General features: G+C 67.1%; 15 protein-coding genes. 4 read left to right on the top strand and 11 right to left on the bottom strand.

What is annotated here, in order from left to right; all coding sequences use genetic code 11:
• Positions 1-7: 7 nt before the first annotated feature.
• Entirely contained in the window at positions 8-232 is a 225-nt protein-coding gene (locus AC07WC_RS10995; RefSeq protein ID WP_495210024.1) for a hypothetical protein, read from the bottom strand.
• Between AC07WC_RS10995 and AC07WC_RS11000 the strand changes: the two genes are divergently transcribed.
• Together AC07WC_RS11000 and rpoH are read left to right on the top strand one after the other, a co-directional pair.
• A complete protein-coding gene (locus AC07WC_RS11000) occupies positions 217-2,514 on the top strand; it encodes a TonB-dependent receptor (RefSeq protein ID WP_495210025.1) in 2,298 nt (765 codons plus the stop codon). The genes AC07WC_RS10995 and AC07WC_RS11000 overlap by 16 nt on opposite strands.
• Before the next feature lie 289 nt (positions 2,515-2,803).
• Entirely contained in the window at positions 2,804-3,679 is an 876-nt protein-coding gene (rpoH, locus tag AC07WC_RS11005; RefSeq protein WP_019183519.1) for an RNA polymerase sigma factor RpoH, read from the top strand.
• Positions 3,680-3,781: 102 nt separating this feature from the next.
• Here rpoH and purD read toward each other — a convergent pair whose 3' ends face one another.
• The 5 genes from purD to prmA all read right to left on the bottom strand — a co-directional run bounded on the left by purD (position 3,782) and on the right by prmA (position 9,349).
• Positions 3,782-5,068 (bottom strand): phosphoribosylamine--glycine ligase, encoded by a 1,287-nt coding sequence (purD, locus tag AC07WC_RS11010; RefSeq protein WP_495210026.1) that lies wholly within the window; start codon positions 5,066-5,068, stop codon positions 3,782-3,784.
• 285 nt (positions 5,069-5,353) lie between these two features.
• On the bottom strand, positions 5,354-6,937 hold the full coding sequence (purH, locus tag AC07WC_RS11015) for a bifunctional phosphoribosylaminoimidazolecarboxamide formyltransferase/IMP cyclohydrolase (RefSeq protein WP_495210027.1): 1,584 nt from the start codon (positions 6,935-6,937) through the stop codon (positions 5,354-5,356).
• Between the two features lie 174 nt (positions 6,938-7,111).
• Positions 7,112-7,387 (bottom strand): DNA-binding transcriptional regulator Fis, encoded by a 276-nt coding sequence (fis, locus tag AC07WC_RS11020; RefSeq protein WP_026069829.1) that lies wholly within the window; start codon positions 7,385-7,387, stop codon positions 7,112-7,114.
• Between the two features lie 114 nt (positions 7,388-7,501).
• Positions 7,502-8,398 (bottom strand): DUF3426 domain-containing protein, encoded by an 897-nt coding sequence (locus AC07WC_RS11025; protein ID WP_495210028.1) that lies wholly within the window; start codon positions 8,396-8,398, stop codon positions 7,502-7,504.
• 30 nt (positions 8,399-8,428) lie between these two features.
• Entirely contained in the window at positions 8,429-9,349 is a 921-nt protein-coding gene (prmA, locus tag AC07WC_RS11030) for a 50S ribosomal protein L11 methyltransferase (protein WP_495210029.1), read from the bottom strand.
• Between the two features lie 188 nt (positions 9,350-9,537).
• Here prmA and AC07WC_RS11035 point away from each other — a divergent pair, with 188 nt between their 5' ends.
• Both AC07WC_RS11035 and AC07WC_RS11040 read left to right on the top strand, forming a co-directional pair.
• The gene (locus AC07WC_RS11035) at positions 9,538-10,500 is read left to right on the top strand and encodes a hypothetical protein (RefSeq protein ID WP_495210030.1); all 963 of its coding nucleotides are present in this window, start codon (positions 9,538-9,540) and stop codon (positions 10,498-10,500) included.
• Entirely contained in the window at positions 10,497-10,871 is a 375-nt protein-coding gene (locus tag AC07WC_RS11040; RefSeq protein ID WP_495210031.1) for a hypothetical protein, read from the top strand. The genes AC07WC_RS11035 and AC07WC_RS11040 overlap by 4 nt, the downstream gene beginning before the upstream one ends.
• Before the next feature lie 172 nt (positions 10,872-11,043).
• Here the strand turns inward: AC07WC_RS11040 and accC are convergent, their stop codons facing one another.
• From accC to AC07WC_RS11065, 5 genes are all read right to left on the bottom strand, one after another.
• Entirely contained in the window at positions 11,044-12,411 is a 1,368-nt protein-coding gene (accC, locus tag AC07WC_RS11045) for an acetyl-CoA carboxylase biotin carboxylase subunit (protein WP_019183530.1), read from the bottom strand.
• 10 nt (positions 12,412-12,421) lie between these two features.
• A complete protein-coding gene (accB, locus tag AC07WC_RS11050; RefSeq protein WP_019183531.1) occupies positions 12,422-12,910 on the bottom strand; it encodes an acetyl-CoA carboxylase biotin carboxyl carrier protein in 489 nt (162 codons plus the stop codon).
• A gap of 55 nt (positions 12,911-12,965) precedes the next feature.
• Positions 12,966-13,388 (bottom strand): lysozyme inhibitor LprI family protein, encoded by a 423-nt coding sequence (locus AC07WC_RS11055; RefSeq protein ID WP_495210032.1) that lies wholly within the window; start codon positions 13,386-13,388, stop codon positions 12,966-12,968.
• A complete protein-coding gene (gene aroQ / locus AC07WC_RS11060; protein ID WP_495210033.1) occupies positions 13,388-13,837 on the bottom strand; it encodes a type II 3-dehydroquinate dehydratase in 450 nt (149 codons plus the stop codon). The genes AC07WC_RS11055 and aroQ overlap by 1 nt, the downstream gene beginning before the upstream one ends.
• A gap of 137 nt (positions 13,838-13,974) precedes the next feature.
• Positions 13,975-15,666 carry a serine hydrolase domain-containing protein gene (locus AC07WC_RS11065; protein WP_495210034.1) on the bottom strand — a complete coding sequence of 564 codons (1,692 nt, stop codon included), beginning with the start codon at positions 15,664-15,666 and terminating at the stop codon, positions 13,975-13,977.
• Between the last annotated feature and the right edge of the window lie 124 nt (positions 15,667-15,790).

The raw sequence follows: 15,790 nt of genomic DNA on the forward strand, positions 1-15,790 counted from the left end.
CCGTGGGCTACACGGCCAGCATCTCGATGATGGATTGCGCGACCTGCCGTTTGCGCGGTGGCAGGCGCCGCAGCAGTGACAGGATGTTGCCTTCCAGATCGTCGCGCACGTAGTCCTGCGCGGGCGCGGCCACCGTCAGTTCTTCGCCGCTGGCCTTGCACGTGCCGCGCCCGGTCGCCAGCCACTCGAAGCGCACCCGTGTACTGACCGCGATATGTGCCAGGTGCGACACACTCGGATGGGTCCCGCCCCGGCATCACCGGCACCGAGTACGGCCAGTACGTCCGTTCGCTGTACGGCGGTGCAGTGAACTGGCGCTCGCTGGAGGCCACGCCGCTGGGTGAGGCGCGCTCGCAGGTGAAGGTATTCGGCTCGGAGGCGCAGTCCGCGCCGGGCCACAGTGAATTCCTCGGCACCGGCGGCAGCCTGTACTACCTGCGCCACACCGATGTGCTGCCCGGCTCGGAGCAGGTCGTGCTGGAAGTGCGCGATCGCACCACCGGCCGCACCGAAACGCGCGCCACCCTGCAGGAGGGCGTGGACTACGAGATCGACAATCTGCAGGGCCGGCTGATCCTGACCCGGCCGCTGGCGCAGCTGACCCGCGAGAACGTGCGCAGCATCACCCGCGACATGCCGCTCGATGGCTACGACCAGCTGCTGCTGGTGGACTACGAATACGTGCCGCTCGGCTTCAGCAGCGATGACGTGACCTACGGTGCGCGTGGCCGGCAGTGGATCGGCGACCACGTGGCGATCGGCGGTACCTGGATCGACGAGAACCGCAGCGGCGAGAACTACAGTCTGAAAGGCGCCGATCTCACCCTGCAGGCCGGGCGCGGCACCTACCTGAAGATGGAACAGACCCGTACCGATGCGACCGCCGCCCCGGTGTTCTATTCGGACAACGGCGGCCTGAGCTTCATCCGCCGCAACCCCTACGAAGGCCGGCGCTCGGGCACCGCCAGCGCGGTGGAAGCGCGGGCCAACCTGCGCGAGCTGGGCTGGACCACGCAGGACTGGAGCCTGGGTGCATGGTGGCGCGATGTGGATGCCGGCTTCTCGGTCGCGCGCCAGGACACCGGCCTGCCGATGCAGGAATACGGTGCCGAGTTCCTGGGCTATCTCACCGATGATTTCAGTCTGTACGGCCGCCACACCCGCACCGAGCAGGGCGACCTGGCGTTGGAGCAGAGCCAGCTGACCGCCGAGTGGCGGCTGGGCAACGACGGCCAGCTGACCGGCGAACTCCGCCGCGTGCGCGAAGAACAGGAACTGCAGAGCGTGGACGCACTGCTGGCCGCGATCGGCTATCGCCAGCGCTTCGGGTCCTCGTGGGAGCTGTACGGCACCGGGCAGGTGACCCTGGATGACGATGGCGGCGCGTACGAGAAGAACGACCTGCTCACCCTCGGTGCGCGGTATCTGTTCGGCGACCGCAGCAGTGTCGGTGCGGAAGTCAGCGGTGGCAGCCGCGGCCACGGCGCCAAGGTCGATGGCGAGTACCGCATGGCACCGGACCACAGTCTGTACGGCAGTTACAGCTACAGCACCGACCGCACCGGCACCGATCCGTTGTTCGATACCGGGCTGCAGAGCGGGTGGACGCTGGGCCAGCGCTGGCGGCTGAGCAACCAGGTCAACGTCTACAACGAGAGCCAGTATCTGAAGGACCGTCGCCAGGACAGCGCCGGCATCGTGCATACCTTCGGCATGGATTTCTATCCCGCACAGGGCTGGAACCTGGGCTTCACGATCATGGACGGTGAGCTGGAGTCCACCGTGGGCCGTGTCGACCGCCGTGCCTACAGCGTGAGCGGCGGGCGCACCGATGCGGTGGCGCAGTGGAACAGCAAGCTGGAGTACCGCCGCGACAGCGGCGCCGAGCAGCGCGAGCAGTGGGTGACCACCAACCGCCTGCTGTACAAGCTCAACGAAGACTGGCGCTTCGCGTTGCGCGCCAACTATGCCGATACGGAAGACCGCATCGACCGCCTGGCCGACGCCAAACTGGTGGAGACCAACATGGGCTTCGCCTGGCGCCCGCACGACAACACCCGCTGGGCCGGCTTCGGCAAGTTCACCTATCTCTACGATGTCGCCTCGCTCGGGCAGGAGGGCGGCAACCTGTATGACCAACGTTCGCAGATCCTCTCGCTTGAAGGCATCCGCCAGCTGGGCGCGCGCTGGGAAGCAGCCGGCAAGTTGGCCTCGCGCTGGGGCGACTACCGTACGGGCCGGGGTGAGGGCGCGTGGCTGGACAGCCGTGCCGACTTCGCCGCGCTGCAGCTGCGCTATCGCCTGTTCGCCCAGTGGGAAGGCCTGGCCGAGCACCGCTGGTTGAAGGTGCGCGAAGGGGGCGTGCGCAAGGGCTGGCTGGTAGGCGTGGACCGCCGGGTCGGGGAGAACTTCAAGGTCGGGGTCGGCTACAACTTCACCGAGTTCAGCGATGACATGACCGAGCTGAAGTACGACCAGAAAGGGTTCTTCCTGAACATGGCGGGGTATTACTAGGCTTCGGTGGGGTAGAGCCAGACCATGCCTGGCTGAACTGCCGACAACCTTTCCGGGCTGAATGGGCGCTTCGCGCCGCCCCGTTCAGCCAGAAAACACGCGCCATCGCCTGATTCATCCCTCTATCCCATTGATTTAATTGGATTAGGCGCCTCATTTCCCGCCTCTCGCCACTGTCATCATTTCGCGGTACGGTAGATGGGCAATCTGTACCAGCGTCCCATCAGCAGAACGCTGGAACTTCTTTCCCCTTTAGCAGTCCAATTCCGGGACTGCTAAGATGAGTGCTATGAGCCAGAACACCTCTACTGCCCTTGTGGCAAACAATCTCCCGATTCCCAGTGCGCTCGGTTCGCTGGACGCCTACATCGGTGCCGTGCACCAGATCCCGGTGCTGTCGGTCGATGACGAGCAGGATCTGGCCCGCCGCTTCCGCGACGAGCTGGATCTGGACGCCGCGCGCGAGCTGGTCCATTCCCACCTGCGCTTCGTGGTGCACGTCGCCCGTGGCTACAACGGCTACGGCCTGGCGCTGGGTGACCTGATCCAGGAAGGCAACATCGGCCTGATGAAGGCGGTGAAGCGCTTCGACCCGGACATGGGCGTTCGCCTGGTGTCGTTCGCGGTGCATTGGATCCGTGCGGAAATGCACGAGTTCATCCTCAAGAACTGGCGCATCGTCAAGGTCGCCACGACCAAGGCGCAGCGCAAGCTGTTCTTCAACCTGCGCAAGTCCAAGACCCGCCTGGGCTGGATGAACGCGGCCGAAGTCAGCGCGGTGGCCAAGGACTTGAACGTGTCCGAACGCGAAGTGCTCGAGATGGAGTCGCGCCTGTCGGGTCGCGATATCGGTTTCGATCTCTCCAGCGATGACGATGACGATCATGCGCCACCGTCGCCGGCTGCCTACCTGCGCGCCAACGAAGAAGATCCTTCGATGGCGTACGAGCGGATGGACAGCGAAGACAATCAGCTGCAGTTGCTGCGCGAAGGCATGGCCGAGCTGGATGCGCGTTCGCGCGACATCATCCGCCGTCGCTGGCTGGACGCGGACAGCAAGGTGACGCTGCAGGAGCTGGCCGATGAGTACGGCGTGTCGGCCGAACGCATCCGCCAGGTCGAGGCGAACGCGCTGAAGAAGATGAAGGCGCTGTTTACTGCGTGATGCAGTAACGGGCGTGGTCACGCAGAAAAGGCCCGGCTTGATGCCGGGCCTTTCTGCTTTCTGGCGCTCAGAGCAGCGCTTTGATGGGGGCCGGTTCGACGCTCAGCCCTGCTCGCGCGCGATCGCCCGCCAGCCGATATCACCGCGGTGGAACTCATGGGCCCAGTGGATGGCACCGACGCCGGCGTAGGCGTTGCGCTGTGCCTCGCCCACCGTGCCGCCCAGTGCAGCCACGCACAGCACACGGCCGCCGGCGCTGAGCACCTGGCCCTGCGCGTCCAGCGTGGTGCCGGCATGGAACACCTTGGCCGTCGCGGCGACGGCGTCCAGGCCGTGGATCACGTCACCGGTGATCGGGGTCTCCGGATACGGCGAGGCCGCCATCACCACGCCCAGCGACGGGCGCGGGTCCCACTGCGCCTCCACGGTATCCAGGCGCTCGTCGATCGCCGCTTCGACCAGATCCACCAGATCCGACTGCAGGCGCAGCATCACCGGCTGGGTTTCCGGATCGCCAAAGCGCACGTTGAATTCGATCACCTTCGGCGCGCCGCTGGCATCGATCATCAGGCCGGCATAGAGGAAGCCGGTGAACGGAATGCCGTCGGCCAGCATGCCCTGCACGGTCGGGTTGACCACCTCGCGCATCACGCGCGCATGTACTTCACCGGTCACCACCGGGGCCGGGGAGTACGCGCCCATGCCGCCGGTGTTCGGGCCGGTGTCGCCATCGCCAACGCGCTTGTGGTCCTGCGAGGTCGCCATCGGCAGCGCGGTCCTGCCGTCCACCATCGAGATGAAGCTGGCTTCTTCGCCGTCCAGGAATTCTTCGATCACCACGCGTGCGCCGGCATCGCCGAAGGCATTGCCGGAGAGCATGTCACGCACCGCGTCCTCGGCTTCGGTGAGGGTCATCGCCACGATCACGCCCTTGCCGGCGGCCAGGCCATCGGCCTTGACCACGATCGGGGCACCCTTCTCGCGCAGGTAGGCCAGCGCCGGCTCGATCTCGGTATGCACCGCGTAGAACGCGGTCGGGATCTTGTGGCGGGCCAGGAAGTCCTTCGCATACGCCTTGCTGCCTTCCAGCTGCGCGGCGGCGGCGGTGGGCCCGAAGATGCGGTGACCGGCGCCGCGGAAGCGATCGACCACACCGGCCACCAGCGGCACTTCCGGGCCGACCACGGTCAGGCCGATGCCTTCGGTGCCGACCAGTGCCAGCAGGCCGTCCAGGTCGGTGACCTTGACGTCCACGTTGCGGCACTTGGGCTCGGTCGCGGTGCCTGCATTGCCGGGGGCGACGATGACCTCGCGGACCTTCACGGACTGGGCCAGCTTCCAGGCCAGGGCGTGTTCGCGGCCGCCAGCGCCGATGACCAGGATCTTCAATGCAGTTCTCGCGTAAGAGGGCAGGAACATGATTTTACGCGGTGCGGGCGGCGGGCGCATTCGGGCGGTCGGTTGCGGTGGCCGCCGGTCCCCGCCAGCCCGTTCGGGCCGGGCAGGACCCGCGTCTGCGTGATCAGCGAACAGCCCTGGCCGAACAAGTCGTGTTCGATGCGGAAGCCGCAGACATCGCTGCGGGCGTGCAGCCCAGCACCCCTGCAGCGGTGGCGATCACCACCGCTGCAAGGCGGTTGCACTGCAGTGGCGACATCCGTGTCGATCCAGGCATCAGTGGCGGAAGTGGCGCACGCCGGTGAACACCATCGCCAGGCCATGCTCGTCGGCGGCGGCAATCACTTCGTTGTCGCGCATCGAGCCACCCGGCTGGATCACCGCCTTGATGCCGGCCGCAGCGGCGGCATCGATGCCGTCGCGGAACGGGAAGAACGCATCGGAGGCCATCACCGAGCCCTCCACCACCAGGTTCGCATCGGCGGCCTTGATGCCGGCGATGCGCGCCGAGTAGACGCGGCTCATCTGGCCGGCGCCGACACCGATGGTGCGGTTGTCCTTGGCGTACACGATGGCGTTGGATTTGACGAACTTGGCCACCTTCCAGGCGAACAGCAGATCGGCGAACTGCTTCTCGGTCGGCGCCACCCTGCTCACCACGGTCAGTTCGTCGCGCGTCATGCCGCGGTTGTCGGCACTCTGCATCAGCAGGCCAGAACCAATCCGCTTGGTGTCGTAGTTGTTGCGGCCGTCGCCATGCGGAATGCGCAGCACGCGCACGTTGGCCTTTTTGGTCGCGTATTCCAGCGCGGCCGGCTCGTAATCCGGGGCGATCAGCACTTCGACGAACTGGCGGTCCAGGATCACCTTGGCGGTGGCGGCGTCCAGCGGCTTATTGAAGGCGATGATGCCGCCGAAGGCGCTGGTCGGGTCGGTCGCGTAGGCCAGCTCGTAGGCATCGCCGTTGCCGGCACCCACCGCCACGCCGCACGGGTTGGCGTGCTTGACGATCACGCAGGCCGGTACGTCGAACTGACGCACGCATTCCCACGCGGCATCGGCGTCGGCCAGGTTGTTGTAGCTCAGTTCCTTGCCCTGCAGCTGCTGGAAGGTGGCCAGCGTGCCCGGCACCGGGTACAGGTCGCGATAGAACGCGCCGCTCTGGTGCGGGTTCTCGCCGTAGCGCAGATCCATCACCTTCACGAAGCTGGAATTCATCTGCGCCGGGAACTCCGCGCGCACCGGCACGGCGGTGTCGGTGGTGGTCACGGCCGAGAGATAATTGCTGATCGCCGCATCGTACTGGGCCACGCGATTGAACGCGGCCACCGAGAAGGCGAAGCGCTTGGCCGCCGACAGCTTGCCGTCGTTGGCGTCCAGTTCGGCCAGCAGTTCGGCGTACTGCGAGGGATCGGTCGCCACCGCCACGCGGGCGAAGTTCTTCGCGGCCGAACGCAGCATCGCCGGGCCACCGATGTCGATGTTCTCCACGGCGTCTTCGAGGGTGCAGTCCGCCTTGGCGGTGACCGATTCGAACGGATACAGATTCAGTACCAGCAGATCGATCGCGCCGATACCGTGCTCGGCCATGACCGCATCGTCCAGGCCGGCGCGGCCGAGCAGGCCACCGTGCACCATCGGGTGCAGGGTCTTGACCCGGCCGTCCATCATTTCCGGGAAGCCGGTGACGTCGGCGACGTCCTTCACTGCCAGGCCAGCCTCGCGGATCGCCTTGGCGGTGCCGCCGGTGGAAAGCAGCTCCACGTTGCGCGCGGCGAGGGCGCGGGCCAGGTCGATCAGACCGGTTTTGTCGGAAACGGACAGCAGGGCCCGGCGCACGGGCAGCAGATCGGAACTCATGGGGGCAGGAGATCGAAGCGGAGCGGGGCCATATTGTAGGCCAGTGACGCTGGCCTGGCCGCCTCGGCGGTCACCGCGACGGCCGCCGACCCCGTAAAACGACGAAGGCCGGCACCGAGGGCTGCTCGATCCGGCCTTCTTTCCCCTGGCGCGACCTGCGCGCCGGGTCGGGCATCAGGTGGTGATGCCGTATTCCTTCAGTTTCTTGCGCAGGGTGGCACGGTGGATGCCCAGCATCGAGGCGGCGCGGCTCTGGTTGCCTTCGCAGTGGTTGAGCACTTCCACGAACAGCGGGATTTCCATCTCGCGCAGCACGATCTCGTAGACATCGTCCGCGTCGCAGCCATCCAGGTCCCGCAGGTACCGCCTGACCGACTGGGCCACGTGTTCGCGCAGGGGTGGCTTGGGCGCGCCACGACTGTTGTCAGGACGAGAAAGGACAGCGTTCAAGGAGTTTCCCGGTGCAAGAGCCGGGGCGGACAACAGCCCACGGCGGAATGGTGATGGGGTCAGTCTAGCGCGTGCGTCGGCCGCCTGCCACGCTTCGGCGGCCGCGGCGAAGCGTCAGAGGAACTCAAAGGTGAATGCGACGGTAGACGCCGCAGGCTCCCGCACGCGGAAGGCGATCTGCGCGCTTTGCCCCGGTTCCAGCGTGGCGGTCGGGTCCGTCGCGCGGTCCAGATAATCCGCCGGCGCGAACACATTGGTGCCGATGACGCGGCCATCGGCGTCGGACAGCGACAGCCGCAGCGACGGCCAGGCCTGTGCCCAGCGTGCGTCGTTGCGGATGCTCGCCTGCACCTGCAGTGCGCCGGCCTGGCCCAGAACGGGGCGCACATCACGGCTGAGCATGCTGAATGCCGCCGGTTCGCGCCAGGTCGGCACTGAACAGCGCAGCACGCTGCACAGTCCGGCGATCCACGGGCGCGTGCCGGCATCGGCAGCCAGCCGGGCGCGGTCGGCCACGGCGATCTGCAGCAGCAGCAGGGCGGCCAGACCGGCGACCATTCCCCATTGCCAGCGCGGCGTGCGCAGGCGCGCACCGGGCAGGCGCAGGAAACTGGGTGCTGTGATCGCTTCGGCCGGCGGCAGGGCGGCCGTGGCGATGCTTCCCGCCGCCTCAGTGGAGGCGACCGCATCATCCGGCAACGCCATCGATGGCATTGCCGTGCCAGCAGGCAGTGCGGCCGCTGGCCCAGTGTCGCCCACAGGCGCGCGTCCGGATCGGGGTGGCAGGTCGTGTTCCCGCTCCGGCGCCGGACGCTGCGGCGCGTGCACCGGCTGGGCATCGATCACCTGCTCCACCGCCAGGGGCGCGATCCGATCGTGCACGGACGACACCGGCGCCGTCGCCTCGTCATCGGCGACGGAAGACGGCTCAGCCGGATCGGCCGGAGCTTCCGCGGACGGACGCAGGAACGTGGCGAGCGGGCGTCGCGGCGGCATCGGGGGCTCGGACATGGGGACGGGGCCGGGCAGGGGACGGGCTATTCAAGCACGGCGGACGCCGGTGATGCGCATCCAGTCGCCATCCTGCGCCACGGCCAGTTGCTCGAACGCCGGGGCATAGCGCTCCAGCAGTTCGCCTTCCTGGCCATGCAGGATGCCCGACAACGCGATGCGGCCGCCCGGGGCCACGCGCGCGGCCAGCACATCCGCCAGCGCATCCAGCGCCGAGGCGAGGATGTTCGCCACCACCACCGGATAGGTGGCCGGCGGTTCGTCTTCCGGCAGGTAGACCTGCACGCGGTCCTGCAGGCCGTTGCGCTCGGCGTTGTCGCCGGTGGCGATCACGGCCTGCGGGTCATTGTCCACGCCGATCGCGCGGGCGGCGCCCAGCTTCAGCGCGGCCAGCGCGAGGATGCCCGAGCCACAGCCGAAATCGAGCACGGTATTGCCGGCCAGCGCACCTTCGCTGGCCAGGCCGTCCAGCCAACGCAGGCACAGGGCGGTGGTCGGGTGGGTGCCCGAGCCGAACGCCAGGCCCGGATCCAGGCGGACCACGGCGGCATCCCCGGCCTGCGCGGCTTCGGGCAGGTCGTGGTTCCACGGCACGATCCAGGTACGGTCACCGAAGGCCATCGGCTGGAACTGGTCGATCCAGGCGCGTTCCCAGTCTTCGTCGGCCACGGCGCGGAAGCTGGCATTGGCCCAGTCCAGGCCCGGGTCGAAGGCATCCAGTGCGGCCAGCAGGGCCAGCGCATTGGTGTCGCCCGGGAACAGCGCGGTCAGCACCAGGTCGTTCCATAGCGGCGTCTCGCCCACGCCCGGCTCCAGGATCGCGCGCTCGTTGCTGGTATCGGCATCGGCATCGAGCAGGGTCACCGCCAGCGCGCCCACGTCGTCCAGCGCATTCTCATAGCGCGGCTGGGTGGCTTCGGTGCAGTGCAGGGTGAGTTCCAGGAAGGGCATGGGGGGCAGGGACCGGCGGAAAACCGTGCATGTTAGACCAGTGCGGGCCGATGGTCCCGGTGGCCTCGCCGGATGGGCGTCTCGTCCGGCGGCAAGAATGGCCCGACGGCCGGTTCAGACACCGTTGCGGCTGCTTGCTAAACTTGGCCTTCTGCTGTCAACGACTGACCGCCCTTGACGTCCTGCCCATGGCGCTAGTGCCGACCCTGAAAACCTGGTTGCTGGTGGTACCGGCCCTGGCGTTGCTGGGGGTGGTGGGCTATCGCGCGGGCGATCGGGTGCTGCATGCCGATCACGCCGGTGCCCAGCTGGACGAGCCGCAGGCGGGCCATGCCGCGACAGCGGTGCCGGCCGAAGCCCGGCAACTGGCCCGGCGCCTGCTCGGCAGCGAGCGCGGCACGGCGGTGGCCTCGGGCCTGCCGCTGGACCTGCGCGCGGACATCGAAGGCGACACCGATCTGTTTGCCTACGCGCAGCGCCTGCAGGTACAGGCCGCCAACGGCAATGCCGAGGCCGGCTGGATGGTCAGCCGCGTGTACGACTACTGCGCCATGTATGCGATGGATCCGGGCGGCTACCAGCTCGACAATGCCCTGCTCACGGGCATGGGCATGAGTGCGTCGGCGCCGATGGTCACCGCGCGCGAGCGCGTCTCGCGTCGCTGCGCGGGCTTCGTCAGCAGCGACAACCTGGGCCGGCCGCTGATCCTGGCGCAGCGGTTGCAGGCGGCCAAGGCCGGCAACCTGGCGGCCGAGGCGTCGCTGTTTGCCGAAGGTCATCCGCTGGAAACCGGTCCCGGCTACAGCCGCGGGCTGGTCGAGCGGGTCATGGGCTCGCGCGATCCGGAAGCCTACATGGCGCTTGCGCCGGGCATGGGCCAGCGCGCCAGTGGTGACAGCGGGTTGAACGGCCTGGTGGCTGGCGATCAGTTCAGCGAACTGGCCTGGCGGCTGGCTGCCTGCGAGCTGGGCATGGCCTGCGGGCCGGACAGTGTGCTGATGAATAATTTCTGCGCGAACGGAGGGATCTGTTCGCAGGACGGTGGGCAGGACTTTGCCACTTTTGTGTATGACGCCGCGGTATCGCGGCAAGGTGCGGGGAAAATGAACGTGTTGGTCGAAGAGCTGGTCAAGCAGAGGAATGGGCGATGAATTACCGTCGAATCCTGCACGGTGCGAAATTCTGGTTCTGGGTCGCGTTGTTCGTCGCGTACTCGGCTGGAGCGGTGGGCCTGGTGATGATCGATACCTACGACGATCGTTACCGAAGCCTGTCCAAGGTGCAGTTGACCTCGGTCAAGGCCGATGCCGAAGTGCGTCGTGCCGGTGCCAGTCAGGTCGCTGCGGTGTATCGCGCGCAGAGTGGCATGCCGTTCGCTTCGTTGCCGACCGGCAGCACGTTCCAGGTGGTATGGCCGGACGGTTCCACCGAGACCATGGTGATCGTCGATCCGACCTCGTCGCTGGGCGTGGAGCCGGTGAAGAACTCGCAGATCACGGCGGCGGACGCGGCCAAGCCGTAATCGCGCGGGGTGGCGCCACGCCATGCGTGGCGGCGGCAGCTGCGCGCAATGATGCAGCGCAGCCAACCCCGGGCAGGTTTACCGGGTTCGTGTCCTTTGGCAGCCCGGTTCGCGCAAACAGAAAGGCGGGGATATCCCCGCCTTTCTGCTGTCCGGCATTCCGCGCAAGCGATCAGGTCAGCGCGATCGACTTGTTCTTGCGTTCGGCCAGGCGCTTTTCCAGGTAGTGGATGTTCTGTCCACCGGCCTGGAAGCCCTTGTCGCGCATGATGCGCTGCTGCAGTGCGACGTTGGTCTTGATGCCGTCCACGACCAGTTCGCTCAGCGCCACGCGCATGCGCGCGATCGCGGTTTCGCGGTCGGGGCCGTGCACGATCAGCTTGCCGATCATCGAGTCGTAGTTCGGCGGCACGCGGTAGCCACTGTAGATATGGGTATCCACGCGCACACCGGGGCCACCCGGCGGATGGAAGGCGGTGATCTGGCCGGGGCTCGGCACGAAGGTTTCAGCGTCTTCGGCGTTGATGCGGCACTCGATCGCGTGGCCGGTCAGCACCACGTCGCTCTGCTTGATGCTCAGCTTCTGGCCGGCAGCGATGCGCAGCTGCTCGCAGACCAGGTCGATCCCGGTCACCATCTCCGTCACCGGATGTTCCACCTGCACGCGGGTGTTCATTTCGATGAAGTAGAAACGGCCGTCTTCGAACAGGAACTCGAAGGTACCCGCGCCGCGGTAGCCGATGCGGATGCAGGCTTCCACGCAGACCTTGCCGATCTCGTCGCGCAGCTCGGCGGTGATGCCCGGTGCCGGCGCTTCTTCCACCACTTTCTGGTGGCGGCGCTGCATGGAGCAGTCGCGTTCACCCAGGTGGATGGCATTGCCCTGGCCATCGGCGAGCACCTGGATCTCCACGTGGCGCGGATTCTCCAGGAACTTCTCCATATAGACCTGATCGTTGCTGAAAGCGGCCTTGGCTTCGGACTTGGTGGTCTCGATCGCGGCCTTCAACGAGGCCTCGGCATGCACCACGCGCATGCCGCGACCGCCACCGCCACCGGAGGCCTTGATGATGACCGGGTAGCCGATCTCACGGGCGATCTTGGTGTTGGCCACGATGTCGTCGGTCAGCGGGCCGCCCGAGCCGGGCACGCACGGCACGCCGGCGGCCTTCATCGCGCGGATCGCTTCCACCTTGTCGCCCATCAGGCGGATGGTGTCGGCCTTGGGGCCGATGAAGATGAAACCGGATTCTTCCACGCGCTCGGCGAAGTCGGCGTTCTCCGAGAGGAAGCCGTAGCCCGGGTGGATGGCCTGGGCGTCGGTGACTTCCGCCGCGGCGATCAGTGCCGGGATGTTGAGGTAGCTCTCCGAGGACGGTGCCGGACCGATGCAGACCGACTCGTCGGCCATGGCCACGTGCTTGAGGTTGCGGTCGACCGTGGAATGCACGGCCACCGTGCGGATGCCAAGGGTATGGCACGCGCGCAGGATGCGCAGCGCGATCTCCCCTCGGTTGGCAATAACGACTTTGTCGAGCATGGACTAATCCTTAGCCGATCACGAACAGCGGCTGGTCGAATTCGACCGGCTGGCCGTTTTCGCCCAGGATGGCGACGATGGTGCCGGAGACATCGGCTTCGATCGGGTTGAACATCTTCATCGCTTCGATGATCGCCAGCGTTTCGCCGGCCTTGACCGCCTGGCCGACCGACACGAAGGCCGGCTTGTCCGGCGAGGACGAGGCGTAGAAGGTACCGACCATCGGCGCGCGCAGCACGTGGCCGTCCGGCAGGGCGTTGCCGGCCTTGGCGGTGCCACCGGTGGAGGCTTCGGTCGGCGACTGCATCGGCATCGCCGGGGCGGCGGCCTGGGCCGGTGCCGGGGCCATCATCATCTGCGGCTGGGCCTGCACCATGCCGTAGCCGGAGACGGGCGCGCGCGACAGGCGCACGGACTCTTCGCCTTCCTTGATTTCGATTTCGGCGAGGTTCGACTCTTCCAGCAGGTCGATCAGCTTCTTGATTTTGCGGAGATCCATAGGGGCCTCTGTGGTCTTGATGTCAGTGGAGAAGGAAAAGCGCAGTGCGCTCGGGTCAAAGCAGTTCGTAGAAATCGCGCAGCTGCCGCGTACGGTCGCGCGTGAGGGTCGTCAGGCAGCGCATCTGTGCGCCGTTGCGCGCGGTGCCATCGGAGTTGAACATGTAGACCGCCTCGCAGTCGTGGTCGCGCAGCTGCACCCAGGCACGCTGCGCCAGCACCAGCTGCTGCTCGGCGTTGCGGCACCAGCTGCACGCGCCACCGTCGTCCGGAGAACGCAGTTGCTGGCGCGCCTGCGCATACACGGCATTGAGTTCCACGTCGGCAGCGGCAGCCACGTCGGAGGCGCACAGGTCGCTTTCCATGGTCGTGGTCGGTTTGGCGCAGTCGATGCCTTCGTCCTGGCGGTCGAACGCAGCGGCACTGGCGCACAGGCCTGCCGACAGTGCCACGCAGGCAAGGGCATGCAGCAGCTGCATCAGGCGCGTGCGCCCTGCAGCCGGGTCAGCGCCGCATCCATCGCATAGCGATAGCTGTCCGCACCGAACCCACAGATCACTCCCACCGCCTTGTCGCTGAAATAGCTGTGCTGGCGGAAGGGCTCGCGTGCATGCGGGTTGGACAGATGGATCTCGATGAAGGGCACGTCCACCGCGGCCAGCGCATCGCGCAGGGCCACCGAGGTGTGGGTGAACGCGGCCGGGTTGATCAGGATGAAGGCAGTGCCATCGTCCCGGGCGGCCTGCACCCGGTCCAGCAGCACGTGCTCGGCATTGGACTGCAGGCTCTCCAGGGCATGGCCGGCGGCCTGCGCCTGGGCCAGCAGGGCCTGGTCGATCTGCGCCAGCGTGGTGTGCCCATAGACCCCCGGCTCGCGCGTGCCGAGCAGGTTGAGGTTGGGGCCATGCAGGACCAGCAGTTTCGCCATGGGTGCCGAACAACAGGAAAGGGCGGAGTCTGGCGGAACTGGTGGATCGTGTCCAGTTCGACGAAGTTACGCATGTTTCAAGCGAGTGTTTGAAATTCGGCGGGGAGCGTTGTGGCAGTGCGCGTTGAGGCATCGTGTCAGCGGTCGCGTATCCCCGGGACGCTGGTCCGCGCCGGCGGCGCAGGTACCATCGTGGCAGGGATCCGCTCCGCGCGCATGCGCCGCAGGCGGCGTGTGGTCATCGTCAATCCGTCCACCGCGCCTGACGCCGCGCGCGTGAAGGTCACCGTCCACGCGCCGCTGACGAAGCGATCGGCGCCAACCGGCTCCAGCACGAGGTCAGTCTGGCGTGGCCAGCGCATTGTCAGCGTGTCGGCGTCCAGGAAGACGTCATATGTCATGTCGACCTCGGCGATCCGATACCTGCCGGTCAGCGCGGCGAGCGCCGGCCGGCCAGGCTTCGGCTCGGTGACGCGGGTGAAGGTCCTCGGCGCTGGCCAGGAATCCCAGATCTGCAGTTCGCGTGCTTCCTGCCGCGTTGCGGGAGCGGCGAACCGCCACTGTGCGGTGTGACCGATGCGGAACGTCCCCTGGCCGAGCGGCTCAAGCGCGGAATCTGCGCCGACCGGCCGCAATGCCCCGTCCGTCACCTCCAGCTGCACCACCTCATCCGTTACGGCACTCCAGTAGACACCGGCGAGCGCCGACAGCTCGGCCTCGGGGGCTTCTGCCGCCGGGGCAACCGCCGTCATGCGATCGCCCAGATAGACCTCGGCGACCCTCCGGGTCAGCTCGCCGGGCATGACCGTAGCGGCATTGCACAACGTGACGATGGCCAGCCGCTGGTCCGGGAAGGCAATGGAGTCCGCCCGATAGCCGGCGTGCACGCCGTCGTGCCCCACCGTGCGCAGGCCGCGGTACGTGCTGATGAAAAGGCCACCGCCGTAGCCGGTCGCCAGGCCAAGGTCGGTTGTCGCCGGACGCTGCATGGCGGCCACCAGGGCCTGCCCGCCAACACGCGCCTGGACCAGGTTGTCGTGCCATGTCAGCAGGTCGCCCACCGTGGTGAACAGGCCGGTTGGACCGTAGTAGTCGGAGGCCGGGAGACTGATGCGCCACTCTCCGTCGGCATGCACGCGATAGCCGACCGCCCTGCGCCGCACGATCTCGGTGTGGTCGTCCTGGAAGTGGGTGTCGTTCATGCCCAGCGGTTTGAATATCCGTTCGTCGGCGAAGGCGGCCAGCGACTTGCCGGAAACACGCTCGACAATCTCCGCCAGCAGCGTATAGCCGAGATTGTTGTAGAGCGTCTCTGTTCCCGGGGCGAAGTTCAATCCACGCTGTTTTGCCGCTATCGACAGCATGTCGGCCTGGGTCATCATGTCGTCGCTGCGCCAGCCGGCCAGGTACAGCAGCTGCCCCTGCTCGCGCAGCCCGCTGCTGTGATGGATCAGATGCGAAAGCGTGATCGTCCTGCCAACGTCCGGCATCTCCGGGAGGTACGTGCGGATGTCATCGTCCAGCGACAGCCTGCCCTCCTGCGCGAGCAGGGCGATCGAGAAGGCCGTGAACTGTTTGGAGACGGAGCCGGCCAGAAAGATCGATTCCGGTGTGATCGCCACGCCATGCTCCAGGTCCGACATCCCGTAGCCGCGCGTGTAGTCCAGCACGCCATCGCGCGAGATGCCCACCGCACAGCCTGGCGTGGTGGCGTTGTTCCATGGCGCGAAGATCGCATCCACCCGGGTGTGGCGCTCAGCGGCAGAGAGGCTCAGCGGCGGGGTCGCTGCGCCGGGAGACGGCATCACACCGGCGGCAATGAGGGGCAACAGGACAAAGGATCTGGGAACGCGCACAAGCGGCCTCTGGGGATCTGGCGCCTCCATGCGGGGTCGACGCCCTGGTCGGCGCTCAAGAGCGGGTGCATGGGGCAGGCGTGGAAGAAGAAGCCTG

The sequence above is a fragment of the Stenotrophomonas sp. GW821-FHT01H02A genome, from assembly GCF_059422145.1.